At 68.6% G+C, this 14,315-nt stretch carries 8 protein-coding genes, 2 rRNA genes and 1 pseudogene; 10 read left to right on the top strand and 1 reads right to left on the bottom strand.

Translation table 11 applies throughout. The annotated features are described in order from the left end of the window. Positions 1-462: 462 nt before the first annotated feature. From QQK26_RS01860 to QQK26_RS01880, 5 genes are all read left to right on the top strand, one after another. Positions 463-3,575: ribosomal RNA gene (locus tag QQK26_RS01860) — 23S ribosomal RNA — on the top strand. Between the two features lie 132 nt (positions 3,576-3,707). Next, a 5S ribosomal RNA gene (gene rrf / locus QQK26_RS01865) occupies positions 3,708-3,823 on the top strand. An 82-nt stretch (positions 3,824-3,905) separates the two neighbouring features. Continuing rightward, entirely contained in the window at positions 3,906-6,254 is a 2,349-nt protein-coding gene (locus QQK26_RS01870) for a primosomal protein (RefSeq protein ID WP_284229459.1), read from the top strand. Next, the gene (locus QQK26_RS01875) at positions 6,220-7,251 is read left to right on the top strand and encodes an HAD-IIA family hydrolase (RefSeq protein WP_284229461.1); all 1,032 of its coding nucleotides are present in this window, start codon (positions 6,220-6,222) and stop codon (positions 7,249-7,251) included. The genes QQK26_RS01870 and QQK26_RS01875 overlap by 35 nt, the downstream gene beginning before the upstream one ends. 13 nt (positions 7,252-7,264) lie before the next feature. After that, a complete protein-coding gene (locus QQK26_RS01880; RefSeq protein ID WP_284229463.1) occupies positions 7,265-7,438 on the top strand; it encodes a hypothetical protein in 174 nt (57 codons plus the stop codon). A gap of 13 nt (positions 7,439-7,451) precedes the next feature. Here the strand turns inward: QQK26_RS01880 and QQK26_RS01885 are convergent, their stop codons facing one another. Further along, complete coding sequence (locus QQK26_RS01885; protein WP_284229465.1) at positions 7,452-8,309, bottom strand: phosphotransferase; 858 nt, start codon at positions 8,307-8,309, stop codon at positions 7,452-7,454. Between the two features lie 59 nt (positions 8,310-8,368). Here QQK26_RS01885 and QQK26_RS01890 point away from each other — a divergent pair, with 59 nt between their 5' ends. The 5 genes and pseudogenes from QQK26_RS01890 (at position 8,369) to QQK26_RS01910 (ending at position 14,308) form a co-directional block, all read left to right on the top strand. Then, positions 8,369-9,175 (top strand): TlyA family RNA methyltransferase, encoded by an 807-nt coding sequence (locus QQK26_RS01890; protein WP_284229468.1) that lies wholly within the window; start codon positions 8,369-8,371, stop codon positions 9,173-9,175. Positions 9,176-9,247: 72 nt separating this feature from the next. After that, positions 9,248-10,219, top strand: coding sequence for an NAD kinase (locus QQK26_RS01895; RefSeq protein ID WP_284229470.1), 972 nt, complete (start codon positions 9,248-9,250; stop codon positions 10,217-10,219). Further along, positions 10,216-11,923: pseudogene (recN, locus tag QQK26_RS01900) on the top strand (DNA repair protein RecN). Before QQK26_RS01895 ends, recN begins: the two are co-directional and overlap by 4 nt. A gap of 89 nt (positions 11,924-12,012) precedes the next feature. Beyond that, positions 12,013-13,692, top strand: a complete 1,680-nt coding sequence (gene pyrG / locus QQK26_RS01905) for a CTP synthase (RefSeq protein ID WP_284234404.1) — start codon at positions 12,013-12,015, stop codon at positions 13,690-13,692. Continuing rightward, positions 13,685-14,308: an NUDIX domain-containing protein gene (locus tag QQK26_RS01910; RefSeq protein WP_284229472.1), complete on the top strand. Its 624-nt coding sequence runs from the start codon at positions 13,685-13,687 to the stop codon at positions 14,306-14,308. The genes pyrG and QQK26_RS01910 overlap by 8 nt, the downstream gene beginning before the upstream one ends. Positions 14,309-14,315 lie beyond the last annotated feature (7 nt).

Consider the following 14,315-nt stretch of genomic DNA (forward strand, 5'->3'; position numbering starts at 1 on the left):
GAGCCACGCTCGGGCCGAATGCGCTCGGGGTGGTTGCTCATGGGTGGAACGTTTGACATGGCCGGTCGCGAGATCAGTGCTGCTCAGTACATCCCTTCGGGGGTCGGAACGGTGTCGCTGGGGGAGTGGTCGGCATGCACGCTGTTGGGTCCTGAGGGACCGGACACCGGTTGATGTCGGAGGAGCCTTACGGGGTTGCTTCGGGTCGATGGTGACTGTTCCTTCGGACCCTTTGCTGGTTCGCCGTTTTGACGGTGTGCTGGTGGGGGTACCGACCGTATGTTGAGAACTACACAGTGGACGCGAGCATCTTAGATTCTTGTCGTTTGAATCACCTTGTCGAGGCTTTTGGGTCTTGCGGGTGGGAGTCGCGGCAATGAATTCTTAGATCTAATTTTTTAGATCATTGGTCTACCGTGTCGGCTTCGGCTGATGCGGTACGACGATTCTGAATACTCATGTAGTCAAGTTTCTAAGAGCAAACGGTGGATGCCTTGGCATCTGGAGCCGATGAAGGACGTAGTAATCTGCGATAAGCCTCGGGGAGCTGATAAACGAGCTGTGATCCGAGGATTTCCGAATGGGGAAACCCCGCCAGGCGTTGCTACGACCTGGTGACTCCCGCCTGAATATATAGGGCGGGTAGAGGGAACGTGGGGAAGTGAAACATCTCAGTACCCACAGGAAGAGAAAACAACCGTGATTCCGTAAGTAGTGGCGAGCGAACGCGGAAGAGGCCAAACCGATCATGTGTGATAGCCGGCAGGCGTTGCATGGTCGGGGTTGTGGGACTCCAACGTACTTCTGCCGAAGTGCACGTTGACATGCGCGATATAGACGAACGACATTGAAAGGTCGACCACAGGGGGTGCCAGTCCCGTAGTCGAAATGTTGCGCAGCGGCGTGGAGGATCCCAAGTAGCACGGGGCCCGAGAAATCCCGTGTGAATCTGTCAGGACCACCTGATAAGCCTAAATACTCCCAGATGACCGATAGCGGACAAGTACCGTGAGGGAAAGGTGAAAAGTACCCCGGGAGGGGAGTGAAATAGTACCTGAAACCGTTTGCTTACAAACCGTTGGAGCCTCCTTGTAGGGGTGACAGCGTGCCTTTTGAAGAATGAGCCTGCGAGTTAGCGATATGTGGCGAGGTTAACCCGTGTGGGGTAGCCGTAGCGAAAGCGAGTCTGAATAGGGCGATTCAGTCGCATGTCCTAGACCCGAAGCGAAGTGATCTATCCATGGCCAGGTTGAAGCGACGGTAAGACGTCGTGGAGGACCGAACCCACTTAGGTTGAAAACTGAGGGGATGAGCTGTGGATAGGGGTGAAAGGCCAATCAAACTTCGTGATAGCTGGTTCTCTCCGAAATGCATTTAGGTGCAGCGTTGCGTGTTTCTTGCCGGAGGTAGAGCTACTGGATGGCCGATGGGCCTCACCAGGTTACTGACGTCAGCCAAACTCCGAATGCCGGTAAGTGAGAGCGCAGCAGTGAGACAGTGGGGGATAAGCTTCATTGTCGAGAGGGAAACAACCCAGACTACCGACTAAGGTCCCTAAGCGTGTGCTAAGTGGGAAAGGATGTGGAGTTGCTGAGACAACCAGGAGGTTGGCTTAGAAGCAGCCACCCTTGAAAGAGTGCGTAATAGCTCACTGGTCAAGTGATTCCGCGCCGACAATGTAACGGGGCTCAAGCACACCACCGAAGTCGTAGGATTCGTATGTTAGGTAGGCCTTCGTGGTCCAGCCGTACGGATCGGTAGGAGAGCGTCGTGTGGCCAGCGAAGCGGCGGGGTAACCCAGCCGTGGAGGCCACACGAGTGAGAATGCAGGCATGAGTAGCGAAAGACGGGTGAGAAACCCGTCCTCCGAAAGACCAAGGGTTCCAGGGCCAGGTTAATCCGCCCTGGGTAAGTCGGGACCTAAGGCGAGGCCGACAGGCGTAGTCGATGGACAACGGGTTGATATTCCCGTACCGGCGAAGAACCGCCCAAGCTAATCCAGTGGTGCTAAGAGTCCTAGCTCCAGTTGTCGGAAGCCCTTCGGGGTGGATGCGCTGGTGTGAACGCTCGACCCCATGCTGGTGCGGCTAGCGTATTAACAGGTGTGACGCAGGAAGGTAGTCGGTCCAGTGCGATGGTTGTCACTGGCCAAGGCCGTAGGGCGAGAGATAGGCAAATCCGTCTCTCATATGCCTGAGAACTGAAGGGTAGTCCGCAAGGGCAAGATCCGATGATCCTATGCTGCCGAGAAAAGCATCGACGCGAGGTTCCAGCCGCCCGTACCCCAAACCGACTCAGGTGGTCAGGTAGAGAATACCAAGGAGATCGAGAGAATCGTGGTTAAGGAACTCGGCAAAATGCCCCCGTAACTTCGGGAGAAGGGGGCCTGAGGCGTGAAGGGATTTACTCCTGGAGCGTTTGATGGCCGCAGAGACCAGTGGGAAGCGACTGTTTACTAAAAACACAGGTCCGTGCGAAGACGCAAGTCGATGTATACGGACTGACGCCTGCCCGGTGCTGGAAGGTTAAGAGGAAGGGTTAGCGCAAGCGAAGCTCTGAATTTAAGCCCCAGTAAACGGCGGTGGTAACTATAACCATCCTAAGGTAGCGAAATTCCTTGTCGGGTAAGTTCCGACCTGCACGAATGGCGTAACGACTTCCCAGCTGTCTCAACCGCGAACTCGGCGAAATTGCACTACGAGTAAAGATGCTCGTTACGCGCAGCAGGACGGAAAGACCCCGTGACCTTTACTACAGCTTGGTATTGGTGTTCGGTGTGGCTTGTGTAGGATAGGTGGGAGACTTTGAAGCGGTGACGCCAGTTACCGTGGAGTCATTGTTGAAATACCACTCTGGTCACTCTGGATATCTAACTTCGAACCGTGATCCGGTTCAGGGACAGTGCCTGGTGGGTAGTTTAACTGGGGCGGTTGCCTCCCAAAAAGTAACGGAGGCGCCCAAAGGTTCCCTCAACCTGGTTGGCAATCAGGTGGCGAGTGTAAGTGCACAAGGGAGCTTGACTGTGAGACTGACAGGTCGAGCAGGGACGAAAGTCGGGACTAGTGATCCGGCAGTGGCTTGTGGAAGCGCTGTCGCTCAACGGATAAAAGGTACCTCGGGGATAACAGGCTGATCTTGCCCAAGAGTCCATATCGACGGCATGGTTTGGCACCTCGATGTCGGCTCGTCGCATCCTGGGGCTGGAGTAGGTCCCAAGGGTTGGGCTGTTCGCCCATTAAAGCGGTACGCGAGCTGGGTTTAGAACGTCGTGAGACAGTTCGGTCCCTATCCGCTGCGTGCGTTGGAATATTGAGAAGATCTATCCCTAGTACGAGAGGACCGGGATGGACGAACCTCTGGTGTGTCAGTTGTTCTGCCAAGGGCACCGCTGATTAGCTACGTTCGGAACGGATAACCGCTGAAAGCATCTAAGCGGGAAGCCGGCTTCAAGATGAGTGTTCCATGGTCCTCGAGACCGAGAGGCCCCCAGCCAGACGACTGGGTTGATAGGCCAGATGTGGAAGCACAGTAATGTGTGGAGCTGACTGGTACTAATACGCCGATGACTTGACAACATATACATCAGTATTCTGCTGAGTGTTCGCGTCCACTTTGTGGTTCTCGATAGACGGTCGAGAACTGCGACCCAGCCACCACAGGCTCGATCTGTGGGAGGTTGGCCGTATAGACTGAAATATCAATAGTGTTTCGGCGGCCATAGCGCGAGGGAAACGCCCGGTTACATTCCGAACCCGGAAGCTAAGACTCGCAGCGCCGATGGTACTGCAGGGGGACCCTGTGGGAGAGTAGGACACCGCCGGACTTCTTTTGTGAAATGGCCACCCAGCAATGGGTGGCCATTTTGCGTTTAACCGTCCGTGACAGGACGCAGAGAGGAAGCCACCGTGAGCGACGCCAACGGTTCCAACGACGCGCGCGAGGGTCGCCCCGCGCGCAAGCCCGACACCCGGCGCGACGACCAGAGCGGTCCGCGCCGCGGCGGGCCCCGTGACGGCGAGCGCCGTCCGTTCAACGGCGGCGATCGCCGCGACGGCGAGCGTCGTGAGGGTGGCTCCGGCCAGCGGCGCGACGGGGGATTCCGTCCACAGAGTGACGGCGAGCGTCGCCCCTACAACGGCGATCGCCGCGAGGGCGGGTACGGACAGCGGCGTGATGGCGATCGCGGTCCGCGCCGCGATGCCGGCTTCCGCCCTCAGCGCGACGGTGAGCGTCGCCCGTTCGACGGCGACCGTCGCGAGAGTGGGTTCCGTTCCCAGCGCGACGGTGAGCGGCGTCCATTCAACGGGAACCGTCGTGAGGGCGGTTACGGCCAGCGTCGCGACGGCGACGACCGTGGGCCCCGCCGTGATGGCGGTTTCCGCGGGCAGCACGATGGCGAGCGACGCTCGTACAACGGCGGTGAGCGTCGCGAGGGCGGCTTCCGTCCCCAGCGCGACGGCGACCGCCGACCTTATCAGGGTGGCCCTCGGGACGGCGGCTACGGTCAGCGTCGTGATGGCGACGAGCGGGGTCCCCGCCGCGACGGCGAGCGTCGCCCCTACAACGGCGACCGCCGCGAGGGCGGTTACGATCAGCGCCGCAACGATGACCGCGGACCTCGCCGCGAGGGCGGTTTCCGCCCGCAGGGCGATGGTGAGCGTCGTTCGTTCAATGGCGGGGACCGTCGCGAGGGCGGTTTCCGTCCCCAGCGCGACGGCGAGCGTCGTCCGTACAACGGGGGCGACCGTCGTGAGGGTGGCTACGGTCAGCGTCGCGAGGGCGGCTCACGTCCGCAGCGCGACGGTGAGCGTCGCCCGTTCGACGGTGGCGAGCGTCGCGAGGGTGGCTCACGCCCGCAGCGCGAAGGCGAGCGCCGGCCGTACAACGGGGGCGACCGTCGTGAGGGCGGCTACGGCCAGCGACGTGACGGCGACGAGCGCGGCGGCTACCGCCGCGACGGCGAGCGCAACGGCGCCGGGGGCCGCGGGGGAGACCCGCGACCGTACCGCGGCGGTGCCGAGCGGGAGGTCGAGGACCGCGATCCGTTCAACACCCGGTCGGTGCGCGAGCGCCACGAGGACCCCTTCGTGCCGTCGGACGTCGAGGCGCGTCACCTCGACAAGGCCGCGCGCATCGAGCTGAAGACGCTGAGCAAGGACAACGCGGACGATGTCGCGAAGCACCTGGTGCTCGCAGGTCGGCACATCGAGGAGGACCCGGAGCTGGCGCACCGCCACGCGCTCTCGGCCGCGCGTCGCGCAGGCCGCATCGCGGTCGTGCGCGAGACGCTCGCGATCACCGCGTACGCCACGGGCGACTACGCGCTGGCGCTGCGCGAGCTGCGCACCTACCGGCGCATCTCGGGCAGCAACGAGCAGCTGCCCCTGATGGTCGACAGCGAGCGGGGACTCGAGCGCCCGGACCGTGCGCTCGAGCTCGGTCGCTCCGTCGACCGCGAGACGCTGACCGTGCCCACGCGCGTCGAGCTCGCGATCGCGATGTCCGGCGCTCGCCTCGACCAGGGGCAGCCCGATCTCGCGCTGGCCGAGCTCGAGATCCCGCAGCTCGATCCCGAGCGCGCCTACAGCTGGAGCCCGGCCCTCTTCGGCGCCTACGCGACGGTGCTCGAGGAGCTCGGACGCGACGCCGACGCCGAACGCTGGGTGGCCCTCGCCGAGCGCGCCGCCCGCGCGCTGCAGGACGAGGTCGGCGACGAGACCATCGAGATCATCGATGTGCAGATCGACGACGACGAGGCCGCGCTGCTCGACGACGAGACCGGCGTGCGCATCCAGGTCCCGCAGGAGCCCGAGGTCGGGACCGACGTCGACGAGGACGAGGAGGACGATCGCGTCGAGGACGCGGACGCTCCGGTCGAGATCGTCGAGGACATCGACGGCTCGGCGGCGCCCGAGCCGGCCGACGGTTCGTCGGATGTCGTCGCGGGCGCCGTCGCGCACGCCGACCCGAGCCCGTTGAGCTTCGAGGACGACGTCCGCGCGGAGGTCGAGCAGCTGCTCGCCGAGGACAAGCAGCCCGATGCGCTGGACGCGCTCGTCGCTGCGGCGATCGCCGGGTCCGCATCCGCTGCGAACCCCGATGCGGTCGAGACGCCGGTCGAGGGGGACGCGTCGGACGCGGACGCAGAGCCCGCGCCGATCGGGAAGAAGCGCGCGGCGAAGAAGGCTGCGCCGAAGCGGACCGAGGAGGGCGAGTCGGATGGCGTGGTGGAGTCGGAGCCGCAGGGTGACTGAGCCCACGGCGACACCGCTCGACGGCGTCTCCCTGGTGCTGGCCGACCTTGACGGTGTCGTCTACAAGGGACCGGGGGCGATCCCGCACGCCGTGGACGCCCTCATCCGCTCGGGTGAGACGCACCGCGTCGCGTACATCACCAACAACGCGGCCCGTACCGCGGCGTCGGTGGCCGAGCACCTGGCGGGCTTCGGTCTGCCGGTCACCGCCGACGACGTGGTGACCTCGCCGCAGGCGGCCGTGAAGCTGCTGCTCGACATCGTGCCCGTCGGCTCGCTGATCCTGGTGGTCGGTGGGGAGGGGCTCGTGCACGAGCTCGAGCTCGCCGGCTACCGCGTGACGCGATCCGCCGAGGACCAACCGGACGCGGTGGTGCAGGGCTTCCATCCGACCGTGGGCTGGGAGCAGCTGGCCGAGGCGTCCTACGCGCTGCACACGGGCATCCCGTGGGTGGCGACGAACACCGACTGGTCGATCCCGCAGGCACGCGGCATCGCACCGGGCAACGGCACGCTCGTCGCCGCGGTGCACAGCGCGGTCGCCCGGCTGCCCGTGTTCGCCGGCAAGCCCGAGGTGCCGATCTTCGAGGCGGCCTTCGAGCGCTTCGGCACGCGGGAGGCGCTGTTCATCGGCGACCGCCTCGACACCGACATCCTGGGCGCGCGGCGGGCGGGCATCCCATCCGCTCTCGTGCTCACGGGCGTCGACCAGGCGAAGCAGGTGCTCGCCGCGCGCGAGGAGGAGCGGCCGACGTTCATCCTCGGCGACCTGCGCGAGCTGCACGAGCCGTACCCGGCGGTGCAGCGCACCATCGGCAAGGACGGCGCCCACACGGTGACCGTGCGCGGTGCGACCGTGCGCCTGGCCGGGCACGTGCTGAGCATCGTCGAGGCGGGGGAGCACCGCATCGACCTGCTGCGCGCCGGCGCCGCGGCCATCTGGGACTCGGGGCTGCAGATCTACGGCCTCGACGTGGCCGAGGGGCTCTACGCCTGAGTACGGTGACGGCATGAGCGACGAGCGAGCGGATGCGGACCGTCCGGTTCCCGAGCGGAGCGGAGCGGATGAGGGCGACGCCCTCGTCTCGCGCGTGCGGCTGATCGAGGAGCGGCCGATCGAGGAGCGCGCCGAGGCGTTCGCGCAGCTGCACGACGAGCTGCAGCGGGAGCTCGAGGGGCGGTGAGCGGGCCGGCGGCCTACTCCGCGTCCCAGAGCTCCCGGTAGAAGCGCATCCGCTCGTCGTCGAAGGGCACGCCGTAGCCGGCGACGAGCGCGCGCTCCCAGCCGGGCCCGTAGTTCCACTCCGTGCTGCGCGCCGCGACGGCGATGTCGGCCCAGCGGTCGGCGATGCCGAGGGCGCCGAGGTCGACGTGGCCGGCACCGGTGCCGTCCTCCGCGAGCAGCGTGTTGGGCGCGCAGGCGTCGCCGTGGCAGACGACGAGGCGGTCGACGGGCGGTGCCTCCGCGAAGCGCGGCGCGACATCCGGCGGTGCGAGCCGCAGCCGCTGCTCGACGGACCAGTCGTAGGGGCAGCGCTCGACGTCGAAGCTCTCGTGCAGCCGGCGCAGCTCCCGGCCGATCGCCGGGACGGCCACCTCCGGCCTGGCGAGCCAGACCGGGTCGACGGCGCTGCGTCCCGGCAGGGCCGCGGTGACCAGCCACTCGCCGCGGCCGTCGGCTCCGTGCTCGAGCACGCGGGGGACGGTGGTCGGGTGATCGTCGTCATCCGGCCCCTCCGCGCCGATGCCGTCGAGCCGGGCCGCGACGATGCGAGCGGCGACCTCGTCGGGCTCCGCGGGATGCTCGGCGGCGGCGGCGCCGCGGCGCAGCGCGAGTTCCCGGGAGGCCCAGCGCAGACGCTCCTCCTCGAGCGCGAGGGCGGGCAGCCGTGTGCCCGGGGGCTGCCACTTGAGGTAGGCGTCCTCGTCGGGCAGGCGCACGGTGACGCCGTCGAGCGCGTTGACCCAGACCGCCTCGGCCGGGCGGCCGGCCAGCAGCGCCGCGAGCGGCTCCGGGAACTCGTAGGAGGGCTCGGGCGCTCGGGCGGTGAACATGCGCTCATCCTGCCGCGCCCGTCCCCGCGGCGCCGCAGGCTCGCCCCTATCGTGGACGGATGCACTCCTCCCGACTCGACGCCGCCCTCGTCGAACGCGGCCTCGCCCGGTCGCGCAGCCACGCCGCGCAGCTGCTCGAGCGCGGCCTCGTGACCCTCGACGGGCGCCCGGTCGTCAAGGCCTCGACGAAGGTGACCCTGCTGCAGCAGGTGGGCGTGCGCGAGCTCGACGGCTACGTCGGCCGTGCGGCCTACAAGCTGCTCGCCGCCCTCGACGCGTGGAGCGATCTGCGCGTCGACGGGCGCGAGGCGCTCGACCTGGGCGCCTCGACCGGCGGCTTCACCCAGGTGCTGCTGGAGCGCGGCGCGAGCCGCGTGGTCGCGCTCGACGTGGGCCACGGGCAGCTGGCGCCGAGCATCCGCTCCGACCACCGCGTCGACGTCGTGGAGGGCTTCAACGCCCGCGACCTCAGCCGCGAGTCGCTCGGCGCAGCGGCAGGCCGCACCGTGCGGCCGCAGGTCGTCGTGGCCGACCTCTCCTTCATCTCGTTGAGCCACGTGCTGCCGCCGGCGGCCGCGACGGTCGGCGAGGGCGCCGACTGGGTGGTGCTCGTCAAGCCGCAGTTCGAGGTGGGCAGGGGCGGCGTGCGCGAGGGCATCGTGCGCGACCCCGCGCTGCGCGAGGACGCGCTGACCGCGGTGCTCTGGGCGGCCTGGGACGTCGGGCTGCGAGCGGCCGGTCTGCTGCCCTCCCCGATCCTGGGAGGGGCTGGGAACCACGAGTACCTGCTGCGTCTGCGCTCCGGAGAGGGCGCCGATCCGACAGAATGGAGGGACCGCGTGCACGAGCTGTGCGCGGCCCCGTGACGACCTCCCGCATCCGATCCTCGACCGCCGCGCGTCGCCGTGCTGCGTGATCGACGGCGACCGGACGGGCGGATGACCGACGAGAGGACGGCGCCCGTGGCGACCATCGCGCAACCCGAGCAGCCGCGTCGGATCCTGCTCGTCTCGCACACCGGCCGCCAGGATGCGATCTCGGCCGCGCTGCAGGCCATCGAGGAGCTGCGCGCAGCAGGTGTCGAGGCGGTGCTGCCGCGATCGGAGTACGAGGACCTGCGCGCTGCCGCCGGCGACATCGGACCGGTCGAGGTGCTCGACGAGCAGGTGTCGGCGCACGGGCTGGAGCTCGCCATGGTGCTCGGCGGCGACGGCACGATCCTGCGCGCGGCCGAGCTGGTCCGCGAGGCGCAGGTGCCCCTGCTGGGCGTGAACCTCGGCCACGTCGGCTTCCTCGCCGAGGCCGAGCGCGACAGCCTCGCCGAGACCATCGCCCGAGCCCTCGCCCGCGACTACCGGGTGGAGGAGCGGATGGCGGTCGACGTGCGCGTCGTCGACGGCGAGCGGGAGGTCTTCCGCACCTGGGCGCTCAACGAGGCGACCGTCGAGAAGGCGAGCCGCGAACGGATGCTCGAGCTGGTGCTGGAGGTCGACGGGCACCCGCTCTCCAACTTCGGCGCCGACGGCGTCGTCATGGCCACGCCGACGGGTTCGACGGCCTACTCCTTCTCCGCGGGCGGGCCGGTCGTCTGGCCGACCGTCGAGGCGCTGCTGTTCGTGCCGCTGAGCCCGCACGCGCTCTTCGCGCGGCCGCTCGTGGTCGGCCGCGACTCGGTGCTCGCCGTCGAGGTGCAGCGCCGCACCGACGGGCACGGCGTGCTCTGGTGCGACGGCCGCCGCACGCACGAGCTGCGCCCCGGCGCGCGCGTCGAGGTGCGCCGCTCGCCGGTGCCCGTCCGCCTCGCGCGCCTGGCGGTGGGGGAGTTCACCGACCGCCTCGTGCGCAAGTTCGACCTGCCCGTGACCGGCTGGCGCGGACCCGCGACCGAGACGGAGGAACCGCACGCATGATCGAGGAGATCTCCATCCGCGACCTGGGCGTCATCGGCGAGGCGACGTTGCCGCTCGGTCCGGGGTTCACCGCGCTGACCGGCGAGACGGGCGCCGGCAAGACCATGGTCGTCACCGCGCTGGGGCTGCTGCTCGGCGAGCGCGCCGACAGCGCCGCCATCCGGCTCGGCAGCGGGCAGGCCGTCGTCGAGGGGCAGTGGGAGGTGCCCGCGCAGGGCGCCGTCGCCGAGCGCGTGCGCGACGCCGGCGGCGACCTGGACGTCTTTGCCGACGACCGCGCCTCGCTGCTGCTCAGCCGCACCCTCTCGGCCGAGGGCGCAGCCGCGCCCACGTCGGCGGCCGCACGAGCCCGGTGAGCGTGCTCGGCGAGATCGGGCACCAGCTGGTCGTGGTGCACGGCCAGTCCGAGCAGATCCGCCTGCGCTCCGCGACCGCGCAGCGCGAGGCGCTCGACCGCTTCGCCGGAGCCGAGCTGGCCGAGCTGCTCGCGGAGTACCGCGCGGCGCACGCCCGCTGGCTGGCCGCGAGCACCGAGCTGGACGAGCTCGTCGCCGACCAGGACCGCCGCGCCCGCGAAGCCGAGGAGCTGCGCCTGGCGATCGCCGAGATCGAGGAGGCCGCCCCCAGCCCGGCGAGGACGCGGAGCTCGCCGAGCGTACCGAGCGGCTCGGCAACCTCGAGGAGCTGCGTCAGGCCGCGAACCAGGCGCACGAGCTCGTCTCCTCGCAGGGCGTCGACGAGGTGCAGGACGCGCTCAGCGCCATCGAGGGCGCCCGCCGGCAGCTCGACCGGGTCGTCGCCCACGACGCGACGCTGCAGCCGATCGCCGAGTCGCTCGGCGAGGCGAGCTACCTCGTCTCGGACATCTCCGCGCAGCTCTCCACCTACCTCGACGGCCTCGACGACGACAGCGGCCGCGAGCTCGAGACGCTGCAGGAGCGGCGTGCGCTGCTCGCGGGGCTCATCCGCAAGCACGGTCCGACCCTCGACGACGTGATCGACCGCCTGAGCACGGGCAGCGGACGCCTGCTCGAGCTGGACAACGACGGCGAGCGGATCGAGGCGCTCACCGCATCCGTCGCCGCCGACCTCGCCGAGACCGAACGGCTCGCGGGCGGCCTCACGGCGCTGCGGACCGCGGCCGCCGAGCAGCTCGCCGAGCGGGTCACCGCCGAGCTCGCGGCGCTGGCGATGCCGCAGGCGCGCCTCAGCGTCGCCGTGACCGAGCGCGAGGAGCTCGGCCGCAGCGGCCGCGACCTCGTCTCGATCCTGCTGCAGCCGCATCCTGGCAGCGAGCCCCGACCGCTCGGCAAGGGCGCCTCCGGCGGCGAGCTCTCGCGCGTGATGCTGGCGATCGAGGTCGTCATCGCCGGCAGCGACCCGGTGCCGACCTTCGTCTTCGACGAGGTCGACTCGGGCGTCGGCGGCGCCAGCGCCATCGAGATCGGCCGGCGCCTGGCGCGCCTCGCCGAGAGCGCCCAGGTCATCGTCGTGACGCACCTCGCCCAGGTCGCGGCCTTCGCGACCAATCATCTGCGCGTGGCGAAGGACAGCGACGGCGCCGTCACGGCGAGCAGCGTCGAGCAGCTGACCGGCCACGCCAGGCTCGCGGAGATGGCGCGCCTGCTCTCCGGCCTCAGCGACTCCGACAGCGCGCTCGCGCACGCGCAGGAGCTCATCGACACCGCCCGCGCCTCGGTCTGAGGCCCGCGCGCGCCGGGGACGCGCCCGTCCCGTTCGGGGAGGCACCGCATCCGCTCGCCGTGAGGGTACGATGGAGGCCCGTGGCGGATATGCAGAGCACGGACAAGATCACCAAGCACATCTTCGTGACCGGGGGCGTGGTCTCGTCGCTCGGCAAGGGCCTCACGGCGGCCAGTCTGGGCAACCTGCTCACGGCCCGCGGCCTGAAGGTCGTCATGCAGAAGCTCGATCCGTACCTCAACGTCGACCCGGGCACGATGAACCCGTTCCAGCACGGCGAGGTCTTCGTGACCGACGACGGCGCCGAGACGGACCTCGACATCGGCCACTACGAGCGCTTCCTCGGCATCAACCTTAGCCAGGCTGCCAACGTGACCACCGGTCAGATCTACTCGCAGGTGATCGCCAAGGAGCGCCGCGGCGAGTACCTCGGCGACACCGTGCAGGTGATCCCGCACATCACCGACGAGATCAAGCGGCGGATGCGCCTGCAGTCGATCCCCGAGGACGGCGAGAGCGCCCCCGACGTGATCATCACGGAGATCGGCGGCACGGTCGGCGACATCGAGAGCCAGCCCTTCATCGAATCCGCCCGCCAGGTGCGCCACGAGCTCGGCCGCAAGAACGTCTTCTTCACGCACGTCTCGCTCGTGCCGTTCATGAACGCCTCGGGCGAGCAGAAGACGAAGCCCACGCAGCACTCCGTCGCCCAGCTGCGCTCGATCGGCATCCAGCCGGACGCGCTCGTCCTGCGCAGCGACCGCCCGGTGAGCGAGTCGAACAAGCGCAAGATCGCGCTCATGTGCGACGTCGACGAGGACGGCGTGGTCAACGCCACCGACGCGGCGAGCATCTACGACATCCCGGAGATGCTGCACCGCCAGGGCCTGGACCAGTACATCATCGACGCCCTCGAGCTCGAGGCCGGCGAGGTCGACTGGACCGCCTGGAACCCGGTGCTCAAGGCGGTGCACGAGCCCGAGCAGGAGGTGACCATCGGCCTCGTCGGCAAGTACATCGACCTGCCCGACGCCTACCTGTCGGTGACCGAGGCGCTGCGCGCGGGCGGCTTCGCGCAGGCCACCAAGGTCAACATCCGCTGGATCGCCTCCGACACGGCCGAGTCCGAGGAGGGTGCGGCCAAGCACCTCGCCGACCTCGACGGCATCTGCGTGCCGGGCGGCTTCGGCGTGCGCGGCATCGAGGGCAAGCTGGGCGCCCTGAACTACGCGCGCAAGAACGGCATCCCCGTGCTCGGCCTCTGCCTGGGCCTGCAGTGCATGGTGATCGAGTTCGCCCGCAACGAGGTGGGCCTCGAGGGGGCGAGCAGCACCGAGTTCGACCCCGAGACCGAGTTCCCGGTGATCGCGACGATCGCCGAGCAGGTCGACATCATCGCGGAGGGCGACCTCGGCGGCACCATGCGGCTCGGCCTCTTCGAGGCGAAGCTCGCGAGCGGCTCGATCGTGGAGGAGCTCTACGGCTCGCCGACGATCAGCGAGCGCCACCGCCACCGCTACGAGGTCAACAACCACTACCGGCAGCAGATCGAGGCGGCGGGCATGATCGTCAGCGGCACCAACGCCGAGCACGGGCTCGTCGAGTTCGTCGAGCTGCCCCGCGAGGTGCACCCGTTCTACGTGGCGACCCAGGCGCACCCGGAGCTGCGCTCGCGGCCGAACGCCCCGCATCCGCTCTTCCGCGGCCTCGTCGCGGCCGCGATCGAGCGCCAGCGCGCCGAGCGGCTCTTCGAGGTGGAGCGTGGCTGAGCCGATCCGCGACGAGCCCTCGCCCGTCGCGGTCGGCAACTCGGACGTCGTCTTCGGCGGCAAGGTGTGGGACATCCGCCGAGACGAGTTCGTCTACGGCGACCACCTCATCATCCGCGAGTACGTCGACCACACCGGCGCCGTCGCGGTGCTCGCGATGGACGACGAGGACCGCGTGCTGCTGATCCAGCAGTACCGGCACCCGATCGGCGCCCGCGACTGGGAGATCCCGGCCGGGCTGCTCGACGTGGAGGGGGAGGACCCCCTGGCGGGCGCGCGGCGCGAGCTGGCAGAGGAGGCGGACCTGGCGGCGACCGACTGGTCGCTGCTGTCGGACTTCCAGACGACTCCGGGCGGCAGCAACGAGGCGATCCGCGTCTACCTGGCCCGCGGGCTCAGCGCGACGCCGCCCTTCGCGCGCAGCGAGGAGGAGGCCGACATCGTCACGGCCTGGGTGAGCCTCGACGAGGCCGTGGAGGGCGTGCTGGCGCACCGGCTCGCCAACGGCATCCTCGGCCACGCCGTGCTCTCGGCCTTCGCCGCGCGCGCCAAGGGCTGGGACTCGCTCGGCCCGGCGGACGCGCCCTGGACCCGGCACCCGCGCCTGCGGGGCTGATCGCGGT

This window comes from Arenivirga flava (assembly GCF_030161575.1).
GTDB lineage: Bacteria > Actinomycetota > Actinomycetes > Actinomycetales > Microbacteriaceae > Arenivirga > Arenivirga flava.